Source organism: Moryella indoligenes (genome assembly GCF_030812885.1).
GTDB classification, from domain to species: domain Bacteria; phylum Bacillota; class Clostridia; order Lachnospirales; family Lachnospiraceae; genus Moryella; species Moryella indoligenes.
Window position 1 is genome coordinate 1 of the sequence record NZ_JAUSTO010000018.1, and the last position, 26630, is coordinate 26630.

At 43.7% G+C, this 26630-nt stretch carries 24 protein-coding genes and 1 pseudogene; 24 read left to right on the forward strand and 1 reads right to left on the reverse strand.

Going from position 1 to position 26630, the window contains the following annotated elements:
* The first annotated feature begins 94 nt into the window (after nt 1-94).
* The 21 genes from J2S20_RS10375 to J2S20_RS10475 all read left to right on the forward strand — a co-directional run bounded on the left by J2S20_RS10375 (nt 95) and on the right by J2S20_RS10475 (nt 23566).
* On the forward strand, nt 95-760 hold the full coding sequence (locus J2S20_RS10375; RefSeq protein ID WP_330692819.1) for a hypothetical protein: 666 nt from the start codon (nt 95-97) through the stop codon (nt 758-760).
* Between the two features lie 12 nt (nt 761-772).
* Nucleotides 773-1426, forward strand: a complete 654-nt coding sequence (locus J2S20_RS10380) for a DUF4391 domain-containing protein (protein WP_307255313.1) — start codon at nt 773-775, stop codon at nt 1424-1426.
* Between the two features lies 1 nt (nt 1427).
* Nucleotides 1428-2156: a hypothetical protein gene (locus J2S20_RS10385; protein ID WP_307255314.1), complete on the forward strand. Its 729-nt coding sequence runs from the start codon at nt 1428-1430 to the stop codon at nt 2154-2156.
* Nucleotides 2156-2278: a hypothetical protein gene (locus J2S20_RS10390; RefSeq protein ID WP_307255315.1), complete on the forward strand. Its 123-nt coding sequence runs from the start codon at nt 2156-2158 to the stop codon at nt 2276-2278. Before J2S20_RS10385 ends, J2S20_RS10390 begins: the two co-directional genes overlap by 1 nt.
* Nucleotides 2257-4023 carry a site-specific DNA-methyltransferase gene (locus tag J2S20_RS10395; RefSeq protein ID WP_307255316.1) on the forward strand — a complete coding sequence of 589 codons (1767 nt, stop codon included), beginning with the start codon at nt 2257-2259 and terminating at the stop codon, nt 4021-4023. Before J2S20_RS10390 ends, J2S20_RS10395 begins: the two co-directional genes overlap by 22 nt.
* Before the next feature lie 13 nt (nt 4024-4036).
* Nucleotides 4037-7081: a type III restriction-modification system endonuclease gene (locus J2S20_RS10400; protein WP_307255317.1), complete on the forward strand. Its 3045-nt coding sequence runs from the start codon at nt 4037-4039 to the stop codon at nt 7079-7081.
* A 135-nt stretch (nt 7082-7216) separates the two neighbouring features.
* Nucleotides 7217-7555, forward strand: a complete 339-nt coding sequence (locus J2S20_RS10405) for a hypothetical protein (protein ID WP_307255318.1) — start codon at nt 7217-7219, stop codon at nt 7553-7555.
* Between the two features lie 31 nt (nt 7556-7586).
* Nucleotides 7587-8405, forward strand: coding sequence for a hypothetical protein (locus J2S20_RS10410; protein ID WP_307255319.1), 819 nt, complete (start codon nt 7587-7589; stop codon nt 8403-8405).
* Between the two features lie 159 nt (nt 8406-8564).
* Nucleotides 8565-9005, forward strand: coding sequence for an RbsD/FucU domain-containing protein (locus J2S20_RS10415; RefSeq protein WP_307255320.1), 441 nt, complete (start codon nt 8565-8567; stop codon nt 9003-9005).
* A 14-nt stretch (nt 9006-9019) separates the two neighbouring features.
* Nucleotides 9020-10111, forward strand: a complete 1092-nt coding sequence (locus J2S20_RS10420; RefSeq protein ID WP_307255321.1) for a sialidase family protein — start codon at nt 9020-9022, stop codon at nt 10109-10111.
* Nucleotides 10108-11334, forward strand: a complete 1227-nt coding sequence (locus J2S20_RS10425) for an MFS transporter (RefSeq protein WP_307255322.1) — start codon at nt 10108-10110, stop codon at nt 11332-11334. The genes J2S20_RS10420 and J2S20_RS10425 overlap by 4 nt, the downstream gene beginning before the upstream one ends.
* A 464-nt stretch (nt 11335-11798) precedes the next feature.
* A complete protein-coding gene (locus J2S20_RS10430; protein ID WP_307255323.1) occupies nt 11799-12341 on the forward strand; it encodes a TRAP transporter small permease in 543 nt (180 codons plus the stop codon).
* A complete protein-coding gene (locus tag J2S20_RS10435; protein WP_307255324.1) occupies nt 12334-13629 on the forward strand; it encodes a TRAP transporter large permease in 1296 nt (431 codons plus the stop codon). Before J2S20_RS10430 ends, J2S20_RS10435 begins: the two co-directional genes overlap by 8 nt.
* 56 nt (nt 13630-13685) lie before the next feature.
* Nucleotides 13686-14762, forward strand: coding sequence for a TRAP transporter substrate-binding protein (locus J2S20_RS10440; protein ID WP_307255325.1), 1077 nt, complete (start codon nt 13686-13688; stop codon nt 14760-14762).
* Nucleotides 14763-14890: 128 nt separating this feature from the next.
* Nucleotides 14891-15793, forward strand: coding sequence for a fructoselysine 6-kinase (locus J2S20_RS10445; protein ID WP_307255326.1), 903 nt, complete (start codon nt 14891-14893; stop codon nt 15791-15793).
* Nucleotides 15794-15822: 29 nt separating this feature from the next.
* On the forward strand, nt 15823-16659 hold the full coding sequence (locus tag J2S20_RS10450) for a sugar phosphate isomerase/epimerase family protein (RefSeq protein WP_307255327.1): 837 nt from the start codon (nt 15823-15825) through the stop codon (nt 16657-16659).
* Between the two features lie 168 nt (nt 16660-16827).
* A complete protein-coding gene (locus J2S20_RS10455; RefSeq protein ID WP_307255328.1) occupies nt 16828-18891 on the forward strand; it encodes a hydantoinase/oxoprolinase family protein in 2064 nt (687 codons plus the stop codon).
* A gap of 1 nt (nt 18892) precedes the next feature.
* Nucleotides 18893-20632, forward strand: coding sequence for a hydantoinase B/oxoprolinase family protein (locus J2S20_RS10460; protein WP_307255329.1), 1740 nt, complete (start codon nt 18893-18895; stop codon nt 20630-20632).
* 36 nt (nt 20633-20668) lie between these two features.
* Nucleotides 20669-21667: an SIS domain-containing protein gene (locus tag J2S20_RS10465; protein WP_307255330.1), complete on the forward strand. Its 999-nt coding sequence runs from the start codon at nt 20669-20671 to the stop codon at nt 21665-21667.
* A 225-nt stretch (nt 21668-21892) separates the two neighbouring features.
* Nucleotides 21893-22651 (forward strand): GntR family transcriptional regulator, encoded by a 759-nt coding sequence (locus tag J2S20_RS10470; protein WP_307255331.1) that lies wholly within the window; start codon nt 21893-21895, stop codon nt 22649-22651.
* Between the two features lie 414 nt (nt 22652-23065).
* Nucleotides 23066-23566: a helix-turn-helix domain-containing protein gene (locus J2S20_RS10475; RefSeq protein ID WP_307255332.1), complete on the forward strand. Its 501-nt coding sequence runs from the start codon at nt 23066-23068 to the stop codon at nt 23564-23566.
* 6 nt (nt 23567-23572) lie between these two features.
* Here the strand turns inward: J2S20_RS10475 and J2S20_RS12250 are convergent, their stop codons facing one another.
* Nucleotides 23573-23974, reverse strand: coding sequence for an integrase core domain-containing protein (locus J2S20_RS12250; RefSeq protein WP_307255333.1), 402 nt, complete (start codon nt 23972-23974; stop codon nt 23573-23575).
* Here J2S20_RS12250 and J2S20_RS10485 point away from each other — a divergent pair.
* The 3 genes and pseudogenes from J2S20_RS10485 to J2S20_RS10495 all read left to right on the forward strand — a co-directional run.
* Nucleotides 23904-24464: pseudogene (locus J2S20_RS10485) on the forward strand (IS30 family transposase); the annotation flags it as partial. The gene J2S20_RS12250 and the pseudogene J2S20_RS10485 sit on opposite strands and share 71 nt — an antisense overlap.
* 382 nt (nt 24465-24846) lie before the next feature.
* Nucleotides 24847-25806 (forward strand): MarR family transcriptional regulator, encoded by a 960-nt coding sequence (locus J2S20_RS10490; protein WP_307255335.1) that lies wholly within the window; start codon nt 24847-24849, stop codon nt 25804-25806.
* Nucleotides 25790-26548, forward strand: coding sequence for a hypothetical protein (locus J2S20_RS10495; protein ID WP_307255336.1), 759 nt, complete (start codon nt 25790-25792; stop codon nt 26546-26548). Before J2S20_RS10490 ends, J2S20_RS10495 begins: the two co-directional genes overlap by 17 nt.
* The last annotated feature ends 82 nt before the right edge of the window (nt 26549-26630 follow it).

Below are 26630 nucleotides of genomic sequence, written 5' to 3' on the forward strand. Positions count from 1 at the left end.
AACCGGAATGCAACCTCCCGGAGGGTATTCATTTATAAGCAACTATGGACTCAGGTCAGGGTGAGAGGGGTTGCATCTCGTTTTACAAGTGAGGATGAAGATTACAGTTATGACCTCCACTGGTGATGATGACCTCATCAACGCAGAGGAAAAAGGTGACCTGGAATACAGAAAGCAGCAGCTGAAACGTCTGCAGGAAGAAGTGGTGGATATCGAAGATATGTCCGAAGGTATCTCCATTATGGATTTGGGGCTGAACGAATTCCGTCTTGACCTTCTGGAATATGTGAAGACCCACGGTGATATGGATAAAAAGCCTCGTGGCCTCCATGCTGTGGTGCCTGCTACCGAGGAACTGCCAGAGGGTGTTATCTTCGTACTGAAGAACATCAACAAGAGCGTGAACATTGATAATCAAAACCGCATCCATCCGTTCTACATGGTTTATATCGGTATGGACGGAGAAATCATCTGCGACTATCTGAACCCGAAGAAACTGCTTGACGATGTGCGACTCCTTTGCCGTGGCAAGAGCGAACCTGTCCAGGACCTCTGCCGTAAGTTCAACGCAGAAACCAACGATGGCAGGGATATGGAGGAACTCTCCGAACTGCTGAGTGAAGCTATCAACTCCATCATCGATACCAAGGAAGAAAGCGATATCGACAGTCTGTTCTCCGCAGGCGGTACTTCCGCCCTTATGTCGGATATTTCCGGACTGGATGATTTTGAACTTATCTGCTTCCTTGTGGTTGAGTAAGGAGGTCGGATAATGCTTGGATTACCTAAAACAACGGAGTTCAATAAACGAATTCCGAAACAGAAATTCTATGACAACCTTACCGTAACCCCGGCGTTGAAAAAGGTATTCATAGACCAAATAAAAACAATCTACTGGCGCAATAAAATCGCAGCCTCCACCACTAACCTCGCTCCCGGCACTGACGTAACGGAACTTGAGGTGTTTGAGGTAAAGCTGAACAGTCAGATATTGGATGACAGCTTTTTACGCCAGATCGACAAAGAGATACCGTACCACATTCTGTTCATCCTGGAATACGAAGGCAAGTACAAAGCCGTTATCGGTTACAAGGAAGAATTCGGCGGCAACACAGCCTTTAAGGTCAACCGCTACTATTCCACCGAATGGATGGCTGAGGATGCACTTCCGCTGAAACTGGAAGGCCTGTCCGTGGACAGCGTGTATGAAAATTTTGTCCGCCAGATTGCGGGAGATGCTCTTGCAGCATCCACATCCGGCGAGACACTGAAAGAGGCCGTTGACCGTGATGAAAAGCGTCAGGCTCTTCAGACGCAGATTGCCAAACTGCAAAAGAAAATCAAAAGCGAAAAGCAACTGAACAAGCAGATGGAACTGAATGCACAGTTGAAGAAGCTGAAAAAAGAATTGGAGGTGTTGAAGTGATATGGCAAAATTAGATGATGCGTTTTTATCTTATGCCTGTGATATTCTTGCGGATACCAATGCAGGACTTAGCGGTATGAAAATTGTAGAGTATTGCAATTCGTATGCTATCGATTATAATCGCAAGACCCCTTATGGAGCATATCCCTTCGATGCTCCAAACAAAAGAACTGCTCTCAAAGAGAATCTTCGAGTTTTTGAGGCGGCAGAACAATTTCGTATTATCAAGGAACTCTGTGAAATTCCTGCGCTGTGTGACATTGAAAAGGTAAAGGAGTTGAAAATAAAACTCTTTACTCGATACGGAAATCTGGCGACCGAAAAAATCAGTGAAACGGAGTTAATACAGAAGACCAAACATTGGCTGTCAAAACACCCCAACGCTTTGAAGCAGTATGAAAGTGCGCTTGCTAAATACGAAGGTGGTATTTTTGAACGAAACACCCTGGACGACATGAGGCTCGCTTTTGAGTTGCTCGTCAAGGATGTTCTTGGCAATAACAAAAGTCTTGAGAATCAAATTCCAGAGATAGGCTCGGTACTTAAAACATCCGGTGCATCTGTCGAATTAAGAAACATGGTTCAACAAGTAATCAAGTATTACACAGACTTTCAGAATAATCATGTTAAACACAATGACGCTGTAAATGGAAATGAAATCGAGTACATTATAGAGTTAACAAGTGTTGTCATGAAATTCTTAATCAAAATAACGGGAGGTTCCAACTAATGGATAAAATGAGAATGGAGTCCGTTAACATGACGGCGCAAAACATTGAGAGAATAGGTGCGTTGTTCCCCAACTGCATGGAGCTAGCATCACTGAAACCATGGGCGAAGATGGCAAGATGAAGAAAGCCATCAATTTTGACCTGCTCCGTCAGATGCTGTCCAGTGATGTTATCGAAGGTGATGAAGCCTACGAATTTACCTGGGTTGGCAAGAAGGCTGCCATCGTGGAAGCCAATAAGCCTATCCGCAAGACCCTGCGCCCTTGCAAAGAGGACAGCGTTAATTGGGACACTACCGAAAACCTCTACATTGAGGGCGACAACCTGGAAGTTCTTAAGCTGTTGCAGGAAAGCTACCTGGGCAAGGTGAAGATGATATATATCGATCCACCTTACAATACTGGTAGTGACAGATTTATTTACCCTGATGATTATGGAATGACTCAAGATGAATATGATGATGTTTCGGGCACTTATGATGATGAAGGAAACAAAGTCTTTCAAGAAAATCTAAATAGCAATCCTCGCTATCATTCAAAATGGTGTTCCATGATTTATCAAAGACTCCTGCTGTCCAGAAGCATGCTTACTGATGATGGCGCAATCTTCATCAGCATTGACGATAAAGAACAGGAAAATCTGAAAAAGATATGTGATGAAATATTTGGAGCATCAAACTTTATTGCAACTATCGTATGGCAACATAGTATTCAACCCAAAGGCTACCTTGGCAACTTTTCTATTCAACATAGCTATGTTATGGTTTATTGCAAAGAGATTACCTCTTTCAAACTTGGTAGTTTGGAGCGAACCGAAGAAGATAATAAAGCATATTCAAATCCAGATAATGATCCGAGGGGAGCATGGCGTAGTGGTGATGTTCGCAACGCCCTCTATCGTCCAAATTTAATTTATGACATTGTTTCTCCGTCTGGAAATGTGATTAAACCATGTGAAAACGGATGGAGATGGAGCAAGGAGACAGTTGAAGAAAAAATCAAGACAGGTGAAATTATTTTCAACAAAGAGGAAACACGAATTATTCGTAAAATATATCTATCTACTCTTGAAGGAAGAGCACCGGAGACGATTTGGTTTGGAAAAGATGTTGGAACAACAAGAGAAGGAGTATCTGAACTTAAAGAACTGTTTGGTCAAGCCCCATTTGACACTCCCAAAGCCACACGTTTGTTAATGCGTTGCATTACGCTTATGAATGATCCGGAAATGTTGACAATGGATTTCTTCTCGGGAAGTGCAACTTTTGCGGATGCCGTTATGCGTATGAATGCAAAAGACGGTGGTCATCGCAGTTACATTCAAATTCAATATCCAGAAAAATGTGATGAAACCAGTTCGGCATATAAACAAGGTTTTCTAACAATTAGCGACGTAGGCAAGGAGCGAATCCGCCGAGCAGCAAAGAAAATTGCAGAAGAAAATCCTACTGCTACTTTTGATGGTGGTTTCCGTGTATTCAAGCTGGATGACTCCAACATGAAAGATGTCTACTATGCCCCTGCCGATTATGACCAGGGTATGCTTGCCATGCTGGAATCCAACATCAAGGAAGACCGCACTGACCTCGACCTGCTGTTTGGCTGTCTGCTGGAATGGGGTCTGCCTCTCTCCATGCCTTACACCTCTGAGGAAATCAGCGGTTGTACCGTTCACACCTACAATGACGGCGACTTGATTGCTTGCTTTGACGAAAATATCCCTGACAGCGTGATTAAGACAATCGCGAAACGCCAGCCTCTGCGTGCCGTGTTCCGTGACAGCAGCTTTGCAGGCAGTCCGGCAAAAATAAATGTAACCCAGATTTTCAAAGAACTTGCACCGGATACTTCTGTGAAAGTGCTGTAAGGAGGCGAAGACGATGAGACTACGATTTAAGCATCAGAAATTTCAGGCTGATGCAGCAAAGGCCGTGGTGGATGTCTTTGCAGGACAGCCGTATCTGACTCCTACCTATATGATGGACAGAGGTGTGACTTATCAGCAATCTCTTACCGATGATGTTGACTTCACAGGTTGGAGCAACCAGAAACTTGTGCCGGAACTTTCCGCCCCGGTTATCCTGGAACATATACAAAAAATTCAAAGAGCGAATCAGATTGCACCCTCTCCAAAATTGGAAGGCAGATTCAATCTGACAATCGAGATGGAAACAGGTGTCGGCAAGACCTACACCTATATCAAAACCATGTATGAACTGAACAAGCACTACGGCTGGAGTAAGTTCATTATTGTTGTACCAAGCGTGGCAATCCGTGAGGGCGTGTATAAGTCCTTCCAGATGACCCAAGAGCATTTTGCGGAAGAATACGGCAAGAAAGTCAGATTCTTTATCTACAACTCTGCCCAACTGACAGAGATTGACCGCTTTGCATCGGATAGTTCCATCAATGTAATGATTATCAACTCCCAGGCATTCAACGCCAAGGGCAAAGATGCCAGAAGAATTTACATGAAACTGGACGAGTTCCGTTCCCGCCGTCCGATTGATATTATTGCCAAGACCAATCCTATTCTGATTATTGACGAACCGCAGTCCGTTGAAGGCAAGCAGACCAAAGAGCGTTTGAAGGAATTCTGTCCGCTGTTTACCCTCCGCTATTCCGCAACTCACAAGTCGGACAGCATCTACAACATGATTTATCGTTTGGATGCTATGGAGGCGTACAACAAGCGTTTGGTTAAGAAAATCGCAGTTAAGGGTATCACCGAAACAGGCAGCACTGCTACCGACAGCTATGTTTACTTGGAAAGCATCAACCTTTCCAAGAAGGACCCTACCGCTACTATTCAGTTCGATATTAAGGGTGCAAGCGGTATCCGTAAAGTCAGCCGTACCGTTGGTATTGGCTTTAACCTTTACGACAACTCCGGTCACATGGAGGAGTACAAGAACAACTTTGTTGTCAAGGCGATTGACGGTAGAGATGACTCCTTGGAATTCCTTAACGGTATCAAGCTGTACGCAGGTGATGTAATCGGCAAGGTGGACGAAAATCAGCTTCGCCGTATTCAGATTCGTGAAACCATCCTCTCTCACATTCAGCGTGAGCGTCAGTTGTTTTACAAGGGTATCAAGGTGCTGTCCCTGTTCTTTATTGACGAGGTTGCCAAGTATAAGGTGTACGATGCAGCCGGACAGCCTGGTAACGGTATTTATGCCCAGATGTTCGAAGAAGAATATGAGGATGTGATTAACAACCTCCAGCTTGCCATTGGCGAGGACGAGTACATCAATTATCTGAAAGCCATCAAACCATCTGCCACCCACGCAGGTTACTTCTCTGTGGACAAAAAAGGCAAGATGATTGACAGTAAGGTCGCAAGAAAGGAAACCACCTCTGACGATATTGACGCCTACGATTTGATTATGAAGAACAAGGAACTGCTCCTTGACCGCAATCCGAAGCGTTCTCCTGTGCGTTTCATCTTCTCCCACTCCGCTTTACGTGAAGGTTGGGATAACCCGAATGTATTCCAGATCTGCACACTGAAACAGTCCGGCTCTGATGTAAGAAAGCGCCAGGAAGTTGGCCGTGGTCTGCGTCTCTGCGTAAACCAAGATGGTGAGCGTATGGACTCCGGCGTTCTCGGAAACGATGTTCACAATATCAATGTACTGACCGTTATCGCAAGCGAAAGCTATGATAGCTTCGCAAAGGGTCTCCAGTCCGAACTGGCAGATGCCGTTGCAAACCGTCCGAAGGCTGTTACACCGGAACTCTTTATGGGCAAGACAATCACCGATGCTCAGGGCAACACCGATGTTATTACAGACGATGTGGCAAGAGAAATCTATGTTGGTCTGCGTATGGAAGGCTACATTGATAAGCAGGGCGCGCTGACCGACAAGTATTATGAGGACAAGGCAAACGGCGAAATCAAACTGACCGACGAGGTTGCAGGCTCTGCAGAGAGTGTTATCGGTATCATCGACTCCATCTACGATGCCAAGGCAATGCAGCCTGAAAATGCAAGAAGCAATAATATTGAACTTACCGTGGATGAGGACAAACTGGCAATGCCGGAGTTCAAAGCACTGTGGAACAGAATCAATGCCAAGAGTGTTTATGTGGTTGATTTTGATACAGATGAACTGGTACGCAAATCCATTGATGCTTTGGATAGAAAACTCCGTGTATCCAAGATTTACTTCAAGGTAGAAACCGGTGCAATGGAGCAGATTAAGTCCAAGGCCGAACTGGAAAGCGGTGCATCCTTCGTGAAAGAAGAATCCGGTACATACGGTGCTACCATTCACGCAAGTAACAACGTGAAATATGACTTGGTTGGTAAATTGGTTGATGAAACAGGTCTTACCCGTAAGGCAGTTATCGCCATTTTGAAGGGTATTCAGCCTTCCGTATTCAATCAGTTCAAGGATAACCCGGAAGAATTCATCATCAAGGCGGCTGCCCTTATTAACGATGAAAAGGCCACGGCGATTATTGAGCACATTACCTACGATGTGATGGATGACCGTTATGGCACAGAAGTTTTCACTGATCCGACCATTAAAGGGCGTCTTGGTGTGAATGCCATGAAGGCGAAGAAGCATCTGTACGACCATATCGTATATGACTCCAGCAATGAGCAAAAATTTGCTAGGGAACTGGATACGAATACAAATGTTGCGGTCTATGTGAAACTTCCGGATGGATTCTACATTTCAACACCAGTAGGACATTATAATCCCGACTGGGCGATTGCCTTTTATGAGGGAACGGTCAAGCATATCTATTTTGTGGCCGAAACGAAGGGTTCTATGAATTCGATGCAGTTGCGTCTGATCGAGGAATCCAAGATTCACTGTGCGAGGGAGCATTTTAAGGCAATCAGCAATGGTGAAGTGGTCTATGATGTAGTAGATAGTTATCAGAGCCTGATGGATTTGGTTACGAAGTAAGCTTTGTTGAGATTTATCTGAAGTGAAAATTGTGCAACAGGTTGTTGCACAATTGCATCAAGGATACGACTAAATTTATAAAAATATAGATTTAATTACAGTAATAGGAAAAATACTCGAACTGGAAGGATTATTATGGCGGATACTCGAAAGAAAGCCTCGATGTCACAGGTGCTAACAGATATAAAGCCTTACATAACAAAAAAGTTTATAGCGGCTCCCTGTGTTAAGGAGCAAGACATTCAGGCTATCTGTCAAATCCTCCTTCCCAGATACAGGAATGTGCAGCTCATGCAGGGACTGACCAACAACAAGCCGGATTTCAGAATTCAGGTGAAAGGTTTGTTCGGGACCGAAGAGAAACGGTTTGAAGTGGTTGGTGGTGATAAGAAAAGACCAGCAATCAAGAAGAAATTTGACTTGGGCTGGATTGATCGGCTGGAAGAAATAGATGCTGCATTAGATGATTTTTGATGGCGATGCAGTGTGAAGGAGGTGCGGCTAAGTGACCTGGGCTGAATATTACGAGCGATATGACGGATGGCAGGAAAGTACTCAGTATAGCCGTCTGGCCTCTATCAAGGACTTCGGACCGGATGAAAGTCCATCTGAGGAAATATGTGACTGCATTCAGTATGTGGATACGCGCACAGCGACCAGCATTCTTCGCAGAGCATTAGCAGGGGGAGTCCGGTTTCGAGCTGCGGAAGTTGCGGAGATTGCAGATAGCGGACAAATCGAAGATGAAGAAGCACTGGAAAAGTTGATTCAGACAGCTGTGGATGCTTATACGGGGGAACAGCTGGATACGCTACTGAGCTGTCTTCCTGATCCGGAACCGGTATTTGAGTTGATTGATAGGATTACTTCCAAACCAACGCACTTTACAGAGGAGGATGTTCTGACACTGATTCCGAATCTGCCAGATGAGGAATCTATCCATCAGCTGGTCAACTCGACAGATGCAATTTTCACAGAAAATGGGCTGAATGAGTTATGTGATTATGGTGTGGACGAGTCGCTGATTAGGAAGATTTCAAAGCGCAGTGGCATTCCGTATGCTGATCCGGATGAGCTTGATGAGGAATTTCCGCTTAAAGAGACACAACCGAAGAAGCCGGGACTGTTCAGCAGTATACTAATGGGAATGGCTCTGGCTGGCAGTCCTAAGCCTAAAAGTACAGGCAGATGCACGGGAGACTGTGCTCATTGTCCCCCCCACTATGGTTATCGCTATGGGCGATGGTATTATGGACATGGGCATACACATGGCTGCGAATTCTGTGGAAATGGAGGATGCAGTGGGAAGTGCAACATAGATTGACTTCACTTGCAATGTGGAATGACGCGACAAGAATTATTTACATGGATACGCCAGCAAGACGCCATATCTTATCGAAAGCATTGACTTTTTTGTTCTTTCCTCTATGCTTATCATATAACGTAATTACATTATATAACATATTAAAAAGGAGGAAGACAAATGATTAAGAATACGGTGATTAACGCGGAACTTGGATATGCATTAGCCACGGCCCGCCATAAGGATGCAATTGTGATTTGTGATGCAAATATGCCGATCCCGGATGGCTGCAATGTAATTGATGTGTCACTTATAAGAGGAGTTCCAACCCTTGAACAGACGATGTGCGCAATCCTGAACGACCTGGTGGCAGAGCGTTACGAAGTGTTTGAGTTAATGCCCCAGTATAATGATGCTATGTATCAAAAGATTCAGTCGCTGTTGCCGCAGCTGCCTGGCGGAACTATCAGCCAGGATCGCTTAACGGAAACGATGCAGAAGGCCAAAGTCGTAGTGCGTACCGGTGATTTTGGCAGCTGTTGTACGATGGTATTATATTCAGCCTCCGGAATGGATAAATATGTAAAACAATACGACTGTTCTTTTTTACTGGAGAAGTAAGATAAGAGGATCATATGGAAGAAAAAAAACATACCCAGATTGTGGTAGAAGAAAATAATGAGCATGGTTTTGATTCCTATCGCGTACCGGGAATCGTGACAGCCTCCAATGGGGATTTGCTCCTGACCTATGAAGGAAGAAAAGATGGAGGAAACAGCAGAACTCTGTTTTTAAGAAGATATCGCATGATAGATGAAACGATAGAGCCAATCGGCGAGCGGGTTACGATGGTTTCTCCCAAAGACGATGAGCTGATTCATAATCCCTTGTTAATAGCAGCTACGGAGGGAAAGCTCTATTTTTTCTGGTGTCAGGATTATAAGAGATTATTTTTGAAAGAAAGCGATGATAATGGTGCATCATTTGGACCGAAAAGAGAGTTGACATCCCTGATTGACGGATTCCGGAAAGAATGGCCGGTTACATTGTGGGCGATTGCACCTGGTCATGGAATAAGCAAAAAAGATGGGACACTGATACTTCCATTGTGGCTGAGCCGTGGGGAAAATGCCCATCTCCCAGCGTGTTTTGCATGTCTATCCAGTCAGGATCAAGGGAAAACATGGAGATGCAGCAGTGTGGTTCCGGCGGAAAACGGGGTTGGCGATCCCACAGAAAGCTCCGTGGCAGAACGGAGTGATGGAACACTGCTTGCAACCATGCGCCATGAAATCCCAGGCGTCAGAAGAAGAGCTTTTTGTGAAAGCAAAAAAGAGATAGAAGGGGAATATACTATACACTGGGGAGAACCCTGGTTAAATCAAGAACTTCCGGATCCAATCTGTGGAGGCGCTCTTTTGTCACTGCCAGATGGGAAGATGGCTTTTGTTAATTGTGCCTATGGAGATGAACCAGCACTGAAACGGCAGAAACAGGGAGAGTCTGTCCGCTGGAGTCTTGACGCTCGTCAGAAGCTCACGATTCGGCTCAGTAAGGATGATGGTGTTACATGGAACGATGGACTTATGATAGCAGAAGAAGGAGGCGCATCGGATCTTGCAGGAAAGAATGTGATTGCCTGCTTCTATGAGGAAGGCTGGCAGGATGGAAACTGCATTTTTAATCAGAGATTATCACTGGCGGTTATTCCGCTGGCTTTGATATGACTGGGGTGGGAAAAGATACATTTGTGAAGGGGAAAAGGAGCTGTACCGTTCTGTTTTTTTCGGCCTATTTTATTTATTATGCGGCCTATTGTGTCTTTTCCAGTTTCAGTGTTTTGTTTTTAACAGAACAATCTTATAGTGCCACTGTCTGCGGAATTATTACCAGTTTGACATTTTTGGCCAATCTTTTGATGGAACCGGTGGGAGGCTATATAACAGATACATTTCTGCCCACTAGGAGATACCTTTTAATTTGTATCGGTATCGTATCGGTGGTTTGTGCCTTTTGTACAAAATTCATGGACCAGCCATGGCTGCTTCTGCCTGGTCTGGTTCTGGCAGCCGGATTGGCCTATCCCTTTAGTCAGTTGATGGATGCCTGGGTTAATTTAAGTAAGGAAAGTTATCCGGGATTGATATACAGCCGGATTCGTGCCGGTGGTTCTATTGGATTTGCAGTGATGTCAGTGATTGGAGGATTTTATTTCAAACACTGGGGATGGAATCGTTATTTTCAGATGCAGATTCTTTTATTTCTTATGATGATTCCATTTCTCATCCTGCTTCCGGATACCAGGCTTGGCAATCATCGAAAGAAAGGGGAGGCAGAGAAAAGTTTTTCGTTTGTTCAGGCGTTTCAGCAATTGGTAAAAAGCCGTCGTTTTTTGTTTTGTTTAACAATAAGCACTCTTTATTGGTTCAGTCATCGGCCAGTTGGCAGCTTCCTGTCATTGATTATTGCGGAGCGTGGAGGAGATGCGGAATTATTTGGAAATGTTTGCGGAATAGGAGCAGCAGTAGAGTTTTTGAGTCTGCTTTTGTTAGCCTATATTGGAAAAAAGAAAACCTATCCGGCCCTCTGGGGGATGGCAGCAGCTTTGGGCACAAACCTGCTTCGTCCGATTTGTTTTCAGCTCTTTGGGGGCGAGTGGTCCCTTTATCTGGGACAGATTCTTCAATCAGTCAGTTTTGCCCTCTATATGAGCGCCAGCGTAGAATGTTTTGCGGAAATATCGGATGAACGTCTGAAAAGCTTTAGTATTTCCATTGGTCTGACTATCAGCAGTGTGATTGGAACAGTATGTGCGAATCTGGCAGGAGGAAAACTGTGTGACCTGTTTCATCCGGGAAGGCTGATTCTTCTTAGCTTAATATTAGGAAGTATAAATTTGCTTTTTTTTGCATTTTTTAAAGAGAAACTTGACAATGAAAATATATGGTGATGGAATAACAAATGTTAGAATGTATATAATGTCATATAACAAATTGAGAGCCGAAAGAACAAAATTTATTTTGACTTTGGCATCATAATACGAAAGCGGAATTACTCTTCAATGAAGGAGAGGATTCCGCTTTTTGTGACATAGGAACTTCCGTCCTATGTCACAAATGAACTAAGAACTGACAAAAATCACAAAAAGAAAGAGGTTGGAATATGATAAATATAAAAAACAACAATAAAAATAAATTAATACTTGAAAGAGAAAGAAAAGTATGGTAAAAATAACATAACGACATATGATGTCTGCAAAGGTATTGCGACATTCAGGTGACAGGGCGAGTAGTTTGACGGATAGGTCGGCCAGAAAAAGAAAACCTTGAAAACCTTATTTAGCAGAATATCATAAAAATTATTTTAAAGGAAGGAGAGTACGTATTCGCAGCAGCGAAGCGCGGCAATTAGAGTATGAAGAAAAATATCTATTCAATTGGTAAGGCTATGGATAAAGTGAATAACGTGATGGAAGTATTTACCGGATACGTGATATTTGCTTTTATGGCGCTATTGTTCCTTCAGGTATTGATGCGTTTTATATTTAAAAATCCCATATACGGAATTGATGAATGCGTAACAGCATTGATGATATGGTCCATGTGTCTTGGATGGTGTACCGTTTATTGGGATAATGGTCATGCTGTTCTGGAGTTTATTATGAACCGTATGCCAAAGGCATTCCGCAGAGGAACGTTTACATTCACAAACTTTTTGATTGTAGTGATAAGCTGGGTTTATATTCCGGCATCTTGGCAGCTGTTTCAGATGCAGAAGAAGATGCCTCCCGTTGGAGGACTTCCTATCAGCAAGGGTTATTATTATGCATTACCGGTTCTGGTGATGGGAGTGGTTATGCTGATAATGTCTGCATATAAAGCAATCGCATTTATAATTACCGGAGATGAATCCATCTGTGTACCGGTAGAAAAGGAAGGAGGCGGCCTTCTTGACTAATCTGGATCCCTATTTAGCCGTCTATTTTATCACCTTTGTGGTATTAATTCTTCTGGAAGTACCGATTGCCTACGCAATGCTGGCTTCAGCGTTTGAATACATCGTATTTAACCATCAGTCGTTTGTTATGTTTGCTCAGAAAACAGCAAACTCCCTAGCTGATTTCAACATGTTGGCATTACCGGCATTCCTCTTTGTAGGATGTTTTATGAATGAAGTGGGACTAACGGACCGACTATTTGGAATGTTTGAAAAATGGATTGGCCACCTCCCGGGAGGACTTGCACATGCCAATGTATTATCTTCTATGGTATTTGCCGGAATGTCCGGTTCTGCTCTGGCAGATGCAGGAGGACTTGGAACCATTGAGGTAAGTGCTATGTCAAAAGCCGGATACGATCGGGACTTCTCAGTAGCAGTAACGGCAGCATCCGCAGGCATTGGACCGATTATTCCGCCGTCCATCAACTTCGTTGTCTGGGCATTCTTAAGCCAGACCTCCACACTGGCTATGTTCCAGGCTGGCATGGGACCAGGAGTTATAATGGGTGTAGCTATGATGATCTGGATTCCGATTGCAGTGAAAACCCAGCATATCGCCTGTCCACGAGCTCCGAAAGCATCTTGGGGTGAGCGTTTCCGCTCTTTGTATACATCACTTCCGGCATTGGGAGGCCCTGCTATCCTGGTACTTGGTATTATGACCGGTATCTTTACCCCTACAGAATGCTCTGTTGTAGCAGCTATGTATTGCGTCATACTGGCTATCTGTTTAAAACGTCTCAGCTTTAAGATGCTGACAAAAGCCTTAAAGGATACATTAGCCAGTGCCGGTATGGCTATGTGTCTGTGTGCAACCGGACTGGTATTTAACTGGGTAATTGTAACCAGTGGTCTGATTGGCTTTATGACAACACTTCTGATGTCATTAGGAAATAGGATCATCATTCTTTTAGTATTAAATGCAATGTTATTATTCCTGGGCTGCTTTATTGGCTCCATGCAGATTCTGATTATGGTGGCACCGCTTCTTATGAATCTGGCAACGGCTCTTGGTATGAGCTATGTTCAGATGGGTGTTATGGCCGTACTGAATGTAACACTTGGATTAATCACTCCGCCGATGGCACCAGCGTTGTTTGTAACAGCGAAGGCGACCGGTAATAAATTTGAAACTGCACTGAAATATACGGTACAGTTCCTAATCCCGATGTTTATTACACTGATGATAACAACATTCTGGGAGCCGCTGACCATGTTCCTTCCGAGACTGTTAGGATCCATGTAAGAGTAAGAAATTGCAGATATTATAAATACAAAATACAAAATTCAGGAGGAAAATTTATGAAGAAGAAAATTGCACTTGCTCTGACGGTAGCCATGGCAGTAGGCACATTAGCAGGTTGTGGATCATCCACTGCACAGACAACCACATCCGCACAGACCACCGATAAGACAGAAGGAGGAGCTGAAACAGTAGAAACAAAACCGGCTCCGGCTGGAGCAAAGGTTGTCAAATTCGGTAACTCCGGAGCCATCGGAGAGCCGGCACCGCAGTCCTGTGAAGAGTTCTGTGATTTGGTAAATGAGAAGATCGGAGACAGATATTACTTTGAGTTTTATCCCGCAGAGCAGCTTGGCAATGAGACTACGATGCTGGAGAACCTTCAGGTAGGACTGCAGGAGGGCATGATGTGTGCCTTAGATACCCTGGCAACCTATGAATCCGATTTAAACATTCTTTCTATGGCATTTGCATTTAACAGTTATGATTCCATGATTAACTACTTAAAAAGTGACATGGCAGATCCGATTTGGGAGAGTCTTGATAATCAGGGAATTCACGTAGTAAACTTCGAATTCCAGAAGAATCCGCGTATCTTCTTTGCAAACAGAGAGATTAAGAGCCCGAAAGATATGGTTGGCATGAAGTACCGTATCCCGAACCTTCCGATCTTTGAGAAAAATGCGAGAGCCATGGGTGCAACACCGGTTGTAGTCGCCTGGTCCGAATATCCATTTGCTTTAATGCAGGGCGTAGTTGACGGTGGTGAGTGTTCGAAAGACTCCTATCGTTCTGCAGGTCTCTATGAGTCTGCAAAATATGTAGCAGATGTGGATTACGCATATCCGGTTGAGCAGATCTGCTTCTCCACTCAGTTCTGGAACAGCTTATCGGAAGAAGATCAGAAAGTAATTTCTGATGCAGCAGCACAGGTGGCTTCTCATCATTCTGAAAGAACTCTCGACAAGTGGAAGAAAGATAAAGAGTGGTTAATTAACGAAGGCGGCGTAACATTCTGTGACATTGATCGCCAGGCATTTATTGATGCAGCTGCACCGTTAGGAAAAGAGCTTCAGGATGAAGGCTTCTTTACAACTAAGGATCTCTATGATCAGACTCGTCAGTTTAATAAATAAGTAAAACTAAAATTAAGAATAATGCTGCCGCTTGGGACAGAACTGCCAGGAAATGGCGGCCTCTTCCAGGCGGCCGCTTTTCGTTTCAAAACAAATTTAATAGGTAAAAATACAGGAGGAAACAGAAAATGGTGAAAGTATTAGGTCTTGGAGATAATGTGTGTGATGTATATCTGCATACTAGAACCATGTATCCGGGTGGTCAGGCAGTAAACTTTGCGGTATATGCAAGAATGCTGGGAGCAGAATCGGATTTTATGGGAGTATTTGGAAAGGATGCAGTAGCGGACCACGTGCAGGCATCTTTAGATTCCCATGGGGTCGGACACAGTCATTGCCGCATCTATGAAGGGGAAAATGGCTTTGCTAGAGTAACCCTTGTTGATGGAGATCGTGTATTTAAAGGAAGCAATAAAGGTGGTGTTCTGCAGCAGCATCCAATTTATCTGGAAAAAGAGGATCTGGAATATGCAGATGGTTTTAATTTGATTCATACAACCAACAATGGATTTACCGATGGGTTGCTTCCAGCCCTGCATGGACTTTCTCCATTGGTAAGCTATGATTTTTCGTATCGCTGGAATGAGGAAGACAGGGTGGAACGTGTCTGCCCCTATATTGATTTTGCATTTTTATCCTGTAGTGATCTGAATGATGAGGAGACAGAAAAACTGTGCCGGAAGCTGCATGAAAAGGGATGTGGTGTGGTGACAGCTACCCGTGGAAGTAAGGGAGCAACGGTTTTTGATGGGGATCGGTTTTATCGCCAGCTGCCGGATTATGTCACTCCGGTGGATACCATGGGAGCCGGAGACAGCTTTGCCACTGCTATGCTGATTACCATCTTGAAAAAGCTGGAAACACAACCGGAGGGAAACTGGAAAAACAGTGAGATAAGGGCGGAGATACTTCCGGAGGCATTGAAAGCGGCAGCTGTATTTTCAGCAGGAACCTGCTTGAAGAATGGTGCCTTTGGAGACGGTGTGCCGGTACCGAAGACTGAGCATGACCGGATTTACAGAGAATTATAAAAACTAAAATAAAAAAGGAAGTGAGGGCCATGGTGCAGATATCAAAGGAACGATTTGCACTGGGGAGCTATCAGTATCTGCGGTATCCATTCGAGTACTTTCTGGATACGGCTGTTTTACTGGGAATGCAAAATGTGGAACTCTGGGCAGCAGGTCCGTCCTTCTGTCTGGATACGATGGACGAAGCGCAGCTGAAAGAAAAAGCTGCTCAGATTCGGAGCCGGGAGCTTTCAGTATGCTGCATCACGCCGGAGCAGTGCCAGTATCCGGTCAATCTGGCAGCAGAAGATGAAAAAATACGTGAATATAGCATACGCAATTTTGAACGTGCATTTTATGCAGCAGAAATATTGAAATGCCCGAAGGTGTTGGTTTCAGCTGGATGCGGTTATTTTAACAAACCGGTGGAGGATGCGTGGAAGCGGAGCGAAGAGAGCCTGCATCGTTTGTCAGAGAAGGCTCAGAAAAGGGGTGTTTTACTTGTGCTGGAGACATTGACACCTCTGTCTTCGAATGTGCTGAACACGCCGGAGCAGCAGAAAGAGATGATTTCCCTTATGCCTTCAGGAAGCATGAAGCCTATGCTGGATATAGGACAAATGGTTTATATGGATCAGAAGATAGAACGTTACTTAGCCCATGGGGAAGAATTGGCCCATATTCATCTCCATGATTCCCACCCGGCGGTTCACATGGCCCTTGGGGATGGGGATCTTCCCATCTGTGAATATCTGGATATTCTAGAATCAGCTGGATATAAGGGAATGTATGCCCTGGAGCAGAACGATCAGAGGTATCGTTCTAATCCAAGGCAGGCAGATATACAGAGCATAGGGTGGCTCAAAAAGCAAGGAGTTTTTGATTGAAAAAGTATTGACAAGTGACGGAAAGAAGAGTATGTTGTCAGCAAAAGAGATATGACGTTATATAACAATATAAACCGTATAGTGTCAACATCCTAAAAAGTCCGGATGGGTAAACGACCATACCCGGAAGGTGCAGCTTGAAAAATACACTACATAGGAGGAAATACTATGTCACATATGATTGGCGTAGACGTTGGAGGAACGTTTACAGATTTTTCTGTTTTTAATCAGGAAACAGGTGAGTTGTTCAATTACAAGGACAGTTCCACACCGGCGGATCCGTCCAGAGCAATTGTAAAGGGCGTGCGGGATTTATTAGAGATTAAGAAAGCAGCCTCGGAAGAAGTTAGTTATCTGGCACACGGTACAACTGTAGGAACCAATGCATTAATCGAGAAGAAAGGATGCCGCCTTGGCCTTATCACTACCAAAGGATTTAAGGATCTGATGGAAATTGGAACCCAGAGACGTCCATCTCTTTATAACCTTCAGGCACAGAAACCGTATCCTCTGGTTCCGTCCGGTTTAAACTGTACGGTAACAGAGAGAATCCGTTACGATGGCAGTGTTGAGACTCCGCTGGATGAGAATGAAACAAGAGAGGTTGTTCGATATTTAAAAGCACAGGGCGTAACGGCAATTGCGGTTTGTACTTTATTCTCATTCATTAATCCGGTTCATGAAGAAAGAATTGAAGAAATCATTCATGAAGAGTTTCCGGAGGCATATGTTACGATTTCCAGTAAACTGGCACCGGAGTTCCGTGAGTTCAGCCGTATGAGTACAACGGTTATGAATAGTTATCTGGGACCGGTTATGGAGAAATATGTAAACAATTTCCGTGATTCCATTGCAAAGCTTGGTATTCAGGTAGAGCCCTATGTAACCCAGTCCAATGGTTCCATCATTTCAATAAAAGAAACCATCGACTGCCCGATTAAGACAGCATTGTCCGGACCGAGTGCCGGTGTTATCGCAGCTGCTTATATCGGCAAACAGTGCGAAGCAGACAAGATTATTACCTTTGATATGGGTGGTACCAGCGCAGATATTTCCCTAATTGAAAATTATACACCGCAGGTATCTAATGAGCGTTATGTAGAAGGATATCCGGCCAGAATCCCGATGATTAATATTATTACCATCGGTGCCGGTGGCGGTTCCATTGCAAAGATTGATGAAGGCGGTGCCTTAAAGGTAGGACCTAAGAGTGCGGGCGCAACACCTGGACCGGCTTGCTATATGCGCGGCGGTGAGAATCCTTGCGTAACAGATGCCAATATTGTTCTTGGTAAGCTGAACCAGAAAAAGATTCTTGGCGGCAGAATGGATGTAGATATTGAACTGGCTAAAAACGCTGTCAAGACAAAAATCTGTGATAAATCCAATCTGGATATGAAACGAGCAGCCAGTGGTATTATCACAGTCGTAAACTCCAACATGGTTCGTGCGATTCGAAGCGTATCCGTAGAAAAGGGATATGATGTTCGGGAATTCAGCCTGATGGCATTCGGTGGGGCCGGTCCGCTTCATGCATGTGAAGTGGCAAAAGAACTGGGAATGAAGGAAGTACTGATTCCGCTGCATCCAGGTACTCTCTGCAGCCTTGGACTTCTTCTGGCAGATACAAAATTTGACTTATCCAGAACCAAGATCATGAATGGTGAAGCCAGCAACTTAGATGCCATCAATGAGCAGTTTGACAATATGGTAGAGCAGGGAACCGGTCTTCTGGATAAAGAAGGTGTTCCGTCAGACAGACGTTACTTTGAATTTGCTGTTGACATGCGTTATCAGCGTCAGAACTTTGAGATCAGCATTCCAGTTCCGACAGGAAAGATGAAGGAAGAGACCTTGAAGAAAGCACTGGCTGATTTCCATGCAGAGCACAAGAGAAGCTATGGTTATTGCAAAGAAGATGCGATTGTACAGTTTGTAAGTTATCGTGTATCCGCTATCGGTGTTATCGATAAGCCAGACCTGAAAGCTGCAGAGCTTCATCCGGAGGCACCGATTCCGGCACCGATCGAGGTTCGTCAGGTTCTGTTCCAGAACAGTGATGAGTATGTTGAAACACCGGTCTACGTAAGAGATAAATTTGTTCCGGGTCAGTCGATTCCTGGTCCGTGTATCTGTGAACAGATGGATACCACGTTGGTGGTTCCGAAGGGATGGGTTATCCACGTGGATGGATATCACAACTTAAAGATTCATGATGAGGAGGCGAAGTAAGATGGCAAAACAAATTGATACCGTAACAGTTGAGGTTGTCCGCAATCTTCTGATGTCCATTGCTGAGGAGACGTATGGAATCATTGTTCGCAGTGCATATTCTACTAATATGAAGGAACGCCGCGATGTGTGTACTGCAGTCATTGACCCGGATGGAAATAGTGTTGCCCAGGTGGAAAGTTTAGCTGCACTTTTAGGCTCGATGCTGAGTGTAGTTCCTAATATTTATGAAAAATTCGGAAAGGAAAATGTTCAGCCGGGTGATATGTATATTGCCAATGACCCGTATCATGGCGGTGGCAATCATCTGCCGGATATCGTAATCGCAGCACCGGCCTTTGTGGGAGATAAGCTGGTTGGTTGGATTGCCAATATTGCGCATCATTCAGATATCGGTGGTAAGGTACCGGGTTCTACCTCCGGAGATGCAGATAGCTTATTCCAGGAAGGTATTCGAATTCCGGTAATCCGTATCCGCCAGAATGGAAAACTGATTCCGAGTGTTATGGATCTTCTTCTTGATAATACCAGAGTTCCACAGGAAAGAGAGGGCGACCTGACCGCACAGATGTCAGCAAACCTGATTGGTGTACAGAGAATTCAGGAAGCTTATGCCCGTTATCAGGATGATTTGATTGAGTGTATGAAAGAGCTGGTAGGCTATTCGGAGCGCCGTGTCCGTGCAGTCGTTGCAGAACTTCCGGATGGAGAATACAGCTATACCGATTATGTGGATGGTTGCGGCGACAAATATCCGGATCCGCTTCCGATTAAAGTGAAAATCAGCATTAAGGGTAATGACCTAACAATTGATTTTACAGGAACCGCTGAGCAGATTAAAGCACCGATCAATGTGCCGTACCCTTGTACGAAAGCAGCCGTATTCTTCTCCATTAAGGCATTAATGGGAGATGATATCCCAGCCAATGAGGGAATTAACCGTGCGATTAAGATCATTGCACCGAAGGGCTGTATCGTTAATCCGACAGAACCAAGTCCGATTGGTGCACAGATTGACTGCCAGCAGCGAATCCCGGATGCCATTTTCGGAGCATTGGCACCAATCTTCCCAGATACCGTAGTAACCGCTGGTAATGGTGCTTGTACCACCACCATCTTAGCAGGTGAAGGTGCAATCGGCACAGACAGTGTGTTTATTTTCCACGAGGTTATTGCCGGAGGCGGCGGTGCTTCGAAGGGATTAGATGGTTTATCTGGTGTTCAGGTAAACATGACCAATACCTCTAATATGCCGATTGAGGCAACCGAGATGGAGTTCACAAAGATTCTTGCCAGAAAATATGAACTGAAGGAAGATACAGGCGGTGCCGGCCAGTTTAGAGGCGGTCTTGGTATCGAGCGTGAGTTAGAGATGATGCAGGATGATGTGGCATATACCGGATTAGGTGATCGTCATAAATTCCATCCATGGGGATTAGATGGTGGTAAAGAAGGCGCTGCCGGTGCATTCTACCGTGTAACTCCGGATGGAACTATCACAAAAATGGGACACAAGACAACCAGTTTTTCGTTAAAGAAGGGCGATATCATCCGGGTTGAAACTCCTGGTGCAGGCGGATATGGTGATCCGATGAAGCGTGAGCCGGAAAAGGTATTAAAGGATGTCATAGAGAAAAAGGTGTCTGTAGAGGTAGCGAAAAAAGATTATGGTGTAGTTGTTGTATCAAACGGAGTTTATTATCAGGTGGATGAGCAGGCAACCAAAGCCCTCAGAGGGTAAGATACAGCAAAACGTAAGAAAGAGAGGATTAATTCTATGATTAAAGGTATGCAGGAAGTCATTGATGCGATGACAAAAGCCAAAGCAGATCTGGATAAAAATGGCGGATTAAAACAGGTTATTTTCGTGGCTTGCGGAGGATCCTTTGCATCCTCCTATCCGGCACGGTTTCTGTTAAATCAGGAGAGCTCTTTGCGTGTTCAGGGATATAACAGCAGTGAGTTCGTGAATGCAACTCCGAAGAATGTAGATAAGAATACACTTGTGATTGGAACCTCCACCAAGGCAACGGCAGAAACAGTAGAAGCATTAAAGGTGGCAAAAGAAAAAGGTGCTGTTACGGTTGGCTTATCTGGATATGCAGATTCTCTGACAGCTCAGACGGCAGATTATTATATTACCTACTATCATGCAGACGAGTGGTACAAGGATCCGACCTTAGTTCATTATAACAGTCAGGGTACTGCGTTAAAGATTGCGTTCTGGCTCTTAAAAGAATATGACAATTATGAGGCATATGATCAGGCTCTGGAAGGATTCGAGAAGCTGGAAACAATTTACGGAAAAGCATATACAGATGTACGTGCGGAGGCAGCTAAATTTGCCATGACCTACAAAGATGATACGGTATGGAATGTAATGTCAAGTGGTGCAGCCTGGGAGGTATCCTATTCAGATGCATTCTGCTTCTTCCAGGAGATGCAGACCGTACACTGTGTTCCGATTCATTCCGGTGAATATTTCCATGGTGCTTTTGAAACCTGTGACAAGAATCTTGCCATTCTCCTGTTCAAGAGCATTGGACGCACAAGACCGGTGGATGAGAGAGCAGAACGCTTTTTAAATCAGTTTGGTGGCCATCATTGGATTATTGATGCAGCGACGCTAGGTTTAGGTGAACTGGATGAGAGAGTAGCGGAATACTTCAATTCGCTTTTATTCCATCCGATTTCCAAGCAGTTTATTTCAGCAATGGCAGATGTGAGAATGCATCCGATGACATATCGGCGTTATATGTGGAAATTCGATTATTAATGATTGATGCAAAAACAAAAACATAATATGAAAGCAGGCCTGCAATCTTGTAGTTGTTGCAGGCTTGTCTTTTTGTGTTTCATTCTGAGTAAAAAAAATACAATTATTTAAGAAAAACTTAAAAAATGCTTGTATTAGAACCATACAAATAGTACGATAGAGTATATAACATTATATATCATTTGGAATGTGGGATGTAAGGCTTAATTAAATATGAAGAATAAAATGAAGGAGATGGAGAGGGAAATGGAGGCAAATACAAATCCAAACAGCATAGTTCCATTATATGCACAGATTGTGGAGAGTTTGAAACGAGATATTGAAAATGGGGTTTATAATGTAACGGAACGAATTCCGGCAGAGGCAGAGTTAGCAAAACAGTATAATGTAAGCCGGATTACGGTTCGGCGTGCAGTGGACGATCTGGTGAGCCAGGGCCTTGTGGAGAAGAAGCAAGGAAAAGGAACCTTCATTTGTCGCCAGAAATTCGCGAAGGATATAAAAAATCTCCAGAGCTTTTCAGAAATGTGCCGTCATTTGAATATGAAACCCGGAGGACAGATGCTTGAAAATAAGTTGGTTCTGGCAGATGACAAGATTCAAAAACAGTTAAATCTGGAATCAGGATCCTATGTGGTTTATATTTCGCGCCTGCGTACAGCGGATGGTGAACCGGTGGCTATTGAGAAGAATTACTTTCCAGTAAAATATTCATTTCTTCTGGAAAAACAGTTTAATGATAATTCTCTGTTTGAGTGCCTGCAGGACGAAGCAAAGGTAAGAGTCGCTTCCTCAGAGAAGCGGATTGAATTATGCCGAGCTACGGCAGAAGAAGCAAAACTGATGAAAGTAAAGAAGGGAACGCCACTTCTGTATATTAAGAGTGTGACATATACATATGATAGAGAACCTCTGTATGCGGGAGTACAGCTTTTTAATGGGGAAACCTGTTCGTTTTATGTATGTGAGTCTATTGAACAATAAGTTTGATATATATTAATGCAGGAAAAACGATTTTTATTGCATCAAAATGGTCAATATTAAGAAATTCTTCATAATTTATTCAAAGAGTATACAAACATTTTGAAGAAGGACATGATATACTATCTGTCTTTTGGAGTTGAGATGAAAAAGTAGTGCTAAGCCATGGGTTAAAACCTATGACTTAGCACTTTTGGTATCTCCGTATTTCCGAGAAAGTAAGAGGTTAACGGGAGCCCTGTTGACTCCGAAAAATCTTTTATGAAAGAGGAACTTCGTGCAAGGTTTATATATTTTCGATCTGATATTTTTGCAACCCGGTTGATTGTAAGATGAAGTAGGACAATGAAAGAGAGCCAATGACGAACTCGTGGTATCATTGAAGTTACCACACCATAAAACACCAAGAGGTTCGTCATGGCTCAGAAAGAGTATACCACAAAAAGAAGATATCACCACCTGACACGCGAAAAGCGGGCACAGATTGAGATCTTATTGCAGCTGAAACTTTCCAAAAGCCAGATTGCACGTGAAGTCGGCATTGCAAGGTCAACATTATATAACGAACTCGCCAGAGGCAGTGTCAAACAGCTGGGACGAGAGCTGAAGCCATATATCCGATACTTTGGAGATACGGGACAGAGTGTTTATGAAAAACGGCGTAAGAACAGCCATACGCCAAAGAAACTCATAAAAGCCGGAGCTTTCGTGCGTTTTGCAGTAAAGCAGGTGCTGATCGAAAAGCTGTCTCCCGATACGATTTGTGGCTCAGCGAAAAGAAATGGTGATTTTCAGGAAACGGTTTGTACAAAGACGCTTTATAACTATGTTCAACAAGGTCTGTTAAAGGTGAGAAACATTGATCTGGTCCTATGTCAAGAAAAAGTACAAGTTAAAAATGACCTTGCTCCTATGTAATGATATTCAGCCCGCAATTTTGAGTGATTTCTCCAGTTTCTCCAGGAATTCCTCTTCATACTGATCCGGCGATAGATAATTACAGTGGCTATGAATCCTTACCGTGTTGTAGAACGTCTCTATATATTCGAATACAAGACGGTAAGCACGCTGATAATCAAGAATCACAAAGCGATTGAGCCATTCTCTTTTGATTAGCGCATGGAAGGACTCTATGCATGCGTTATCCCAGGGATATCCCTTTTTGGAGTAACTGTTTATGAAATCAACTGTTGCTTCCTTGAAGGCATCTGAAACGTACTGTGTTCCGCGATCATTATGAAAAACGAAGCGGAGACGAAATAGTAAACGACACTTGCGCCATAAACGCCTGTACGGCCTGAGCATTGCGGAACGACCTGAAGTCATCAACCGACGGGAAGAATTTGGGCATCGGGAAATAGATACGGTTGTCGGAAGAAAAGACTCGAAAGCAGTACTGTTGACTCTGGATGAGCGGAGCACAAGATTTCGATATATCATAAAGATTACCGGTCGAAGTATGTCGGCGGTCGAGGAGGGTATAAAAGCTCTGCGTAAGCTATACGGCAAGGTTTTCGACAGCGTATTTCGTTCTATCACGAGTGACAACGGCAGTGAGTTTGCGTCATTGCCTCAGTTACTCCCAGGCTTACCCGTTTATTATGCACATCCATACTCTGCGTATGAGCGCGGACTGAATGAGAAGCAGAATTCATTGATTCGTCGCTTTTTACCTAAAGGCAGTTCTTTTGATCGTGTTTCTGCGGATAAAATCCTGGAAATTCAGAATTGGATTAATCGGCTGCCCCGTAAATCGTTTGCATATGCTTCGCCGGAGGAACTCTTTTCTGCTGTCCTACTTGATTTTGCAATTTAGAAAGTTTTTGAAAAATAAAAAAAGCCAGCAAATATGCTGGTCCTGAGAGGTTTGATATGAAATTGCTCCCACAGAATTCTAGTGCTACATCCTAAAGACGGGGTCTGAAGCACAGAAGATTGTGCAGGAAATCTTGAAAGAGGACGAGCAGAAGAAAGAGAAGCTGCATGAGCAGTAAGTGCAGCAGGAAGAAGAAAATAGACAGAGCGGTTGATGATGGAATGTCCGGTGCAGTGTGGGTGTAATGCTCATGTTGCATCGGGCCTTTTTGTAAAAATAATTTTTAATAATGTCGATTTTCAACTGTTCTTAACTCAAATATTGTATATTAACTCAAAAAGAGTTATAATACAGAAAAAGAGTTAAAATTGCAGGTGATGACATGGAATATCTCGATAAAGTTCTGGGACTCAAGGTTACCTATGAGGATGTAGAGTTTAAGCATTTGCCCAATTTTATAGCCACAAGGTATCGCTTACAGATGGTGTCTATGAATGAACAGAAGATGATTTTTCTTTATCCTAAGACAGAACTGGAGCAGATTAAAGTGCTGAAAAAGCATATTGCTCGGATACAGAATAATGAGAACTTGCCTATTGTGCTGGTGCTAAAAGAACTTAGCTTTCGCCAGAAAGAATATTTGATTCGTGAAAAGATTCCGTTTATTGTAGATGGAAAGCAAATTTATTTGCCCTTTATGGCGGTGTATTTGCAGGAACGGTGCAGTGCCGAAAAAAAGCCACGAGAAGAAATGCTTCCATCGGCGCAGATGCTTCTACTGCATTTCATTTATGGAGGCGCACAAGAATTAGCCACAAGTCAAGCTGCGAAGGACTTGGAACTGACACCTACTTCTATATCAAGGGCATCGAGACAACTTGAAGAAATGGGATTGTTGCATATCAGGAAAGTAGGTGTGCAGCGGATTTTGCACTCTGAGGATTCTCCGAAAATACTGTTCCAAAAAGCAGGAGATAAGTTGCTGAATCCAAGAAAACGGACGGTTTATATTCCGAAAGAATTGGTGGGAACAGAGCTGTTGGAAAGTGGATATTCGGCATTGGCAGAGTATTCCATGCTGAACACACCGAATGTCAGATGTTATGCGGCAGAAAAAATCTCTCAATGGAAAGATGTTATGACCAATAGCTTGCAGAATTCGCAGGAGCAAGTGGCCGTAGAGATGTGGAGATATAATCCACGAAAATTGTCTACACGAAATACTGTAGACGAGCTTTCTTTGGCATTGACATTGAGAGAAGATGCAGATGAACGGGTTGAAGAAGCAGTAGAAGAAATGTTGAATGAACTGTGGAGGAAGATAGATGGTTACAGGAATTGATAGCTTTAAGGAATGGTTCAAGGGCAGTGAAGAACAATATGCTATCATTGGAGGAACAGCGTGTGACATTCTGATGACGGAAGAAGGTTTGGATTTCCGAGCAACAAAGGACATTGACCTTGTTCTGATTATAGAAGCAGTTGACGCAAATTTCGGAAAGAAATTCTGGGAATATGTAAAACAGGCGGGATATGAGCATTGCAACAAAAGTTCGGGAGTACCGCAGTTTTATCGGTTTAGTCACCCAATTACAAATCAATATCCTGCGATGATTGAACTTTTCACTCGAAAACTGGACGCTATTCAGCTTCCAGAAGATGCAGTTTTAACGCCGTTGCCGATGGACGAAGATATTTCGAGTCTGTCTGCTATTCTTTTAGACAATGATTACTACGAATTTTTAAAGCAGGGGAAAGTTGTCGTTGATGGAGTGACTGTCTTGGATGCGGCATATTTGATTCCATTTAAGGCAAAAGCGTGGATGGATTTGACAGATCGTAAGGCCGCAGGAGAACACGTTGATAGCAAAAATATCAAGAAACATAAGAATGATGTTTTCCGCCTGACGGAGTTGATTGACCCCACCGCCAAGGTAGTGGCTCCCCAAGGAGTTTATGCTGATATTCAAGAGTTTGTCCAGCGTATGAAAAATGAAAACGCGGATATTAAACAGTTGGGGTTGGTTGGCAGAACAAAGGAGAAGATTCTGGAAGAATTAAAAGCAATGTATGAGACACTGTAACTGTTCAGTAGGTCTGCGCATTTACTGCGCTGACCGTAAGAAAACTTAGAATAGAAGGCAAAAATCCTATCGGCACAGCCGA